The organism is Peribacillus sp. NPDC056705 (assembly GCF_043656335.1).
In genome coordinates, this window is the sequence record NZ_JBHTYI010000167.1 from 1 (window position 1) to 1523 (window position 1523).

The window sequence follows — 1523 nt, forward strand, 5'->3', positions numbered from 1 at the left end:
CAGCCGACAAGCGCCAGATCCGTGGCCGCCATCGAATGCACGCCAGGCGATCCGAATACCGAAGCTGGCATCCACGCTGACTTGGAAGTCAGAACCGCCCCTTTCTCTGTCAGATGATCCCTAAGCTTCACAATCATGTGCATTGGCGACAACAGCTTGCCTGTACTTGAGGCCGGACACACATTGGTGCACCTTCCGCATTCGACGCAAGCATAGAGATCCAGCATCTGCTTCTGCGTAAAGTCCTCAATCTTGCCTGCCCCGAACGCCTCTGCCTCCTCGTCTTCCAGATCGAGCTTGCTGAGCTTGCCCGGAGGGTCGGTACGACGCACCAGAATGTTGATCGGAGCCGTAATCAGATGGAAATGCTTTGATTGCGGTACATAGATGAGGAACGACAGCAGAATGATCAGATGAAGCCACCAGAACACGTAGTAACACACGGTGACGGCTAAGGCTGGCATCCATACGAATACCGCCGCAATGCTCGATGAGATCGGTGCCATCGCGGACCAAGCCAGCCCCTCCATCAGTCGTTCAAAAGCCATCGTCAGCAGCACCGAGGCCATCAGCGTCGTGATGAAAAACACGACAATGCTGGGCTTCCACCCCCGCTTGAGCCGCTTCAGCTTCTCGCCGTACCGGCGATAAGCCGCGTAGCCAATCGCCAGCAGGATCAGCGCCACCGTAATCTCCTGCATAAGGATGAAACCGACATGCCCCGGAATTGGCAGACTATTTCCCGACAATCCCTTCCAGATAATGTCGAGCGCACCGAATTGCAGAATGATGAAACCATAAAAAACAATAAAGTGCATGATACCGCTCTTGCGGTCCTTAAACAGCTTGGTCTGTCCAAATACTTGAATAACAAATTGACTCAGGCGTTCTTTCAGGTCCTGCTTCAGATTCGCTGGCTTTCCCAGTCGAATATACAGGTAACGGCGATACACCACCGTGGCGAACATGTACACTGCCCAGCCGGTGATCCCGACAAAGAGAAGCGCGTTGATTAGTTGTGGAATCATCTCTTCTCAGCCCCTTGCGTTAGAATCATCTGCCCTGGTTCTACTAATGGTACAGTCATTATCGAAAGCCCCTGCTCACTCCTTCCAAGTTCCGCTCGTCATTCGTCAAATGAACAGACCATATATGAAGCGCTTTCATGGCGAGTACAAAAATAGACCTTCACATCGTGCCTGCCGAACATTTAAACCGCGTAGCCGCATCTCTTCTACCTGTACACATCTGTACACTGAGTTTCCCGCTGCTTGTCACTTCCGGTTACAATTGCCGCATTGCTCTGATATGAACGTCTTATGGTCTGGTTGCTGGTCGCATTAAAGTTGGATTTTGAAATGATCATGAACCCATCGTTGACAATGACATGAACGTATTTTATGATGGATACAAGAAAATGAATGAGCATTCATTCATAATTTTATCTGTATTCTAACATCGGGGTGAACATATGACAAGTAAAAAAAATGATAAATATCACCAAATTCTCCAAGGTGCCCTGC

At 49.8% G+C, this 1523-nt stretch carries 1 pseudogene; it reads right to left on the bottom strand.

Annotated elements, in window-relative coordinates:
- Positions 1 to 1028 (bottom strand): annotated as a pseudogene (locus ACFRAK_RS28560) (hypothetical protein); the annotation flags it as partial.
- Between the last annotated feature and the right edge of the window lie 495 nt (positions 1029 to 1523).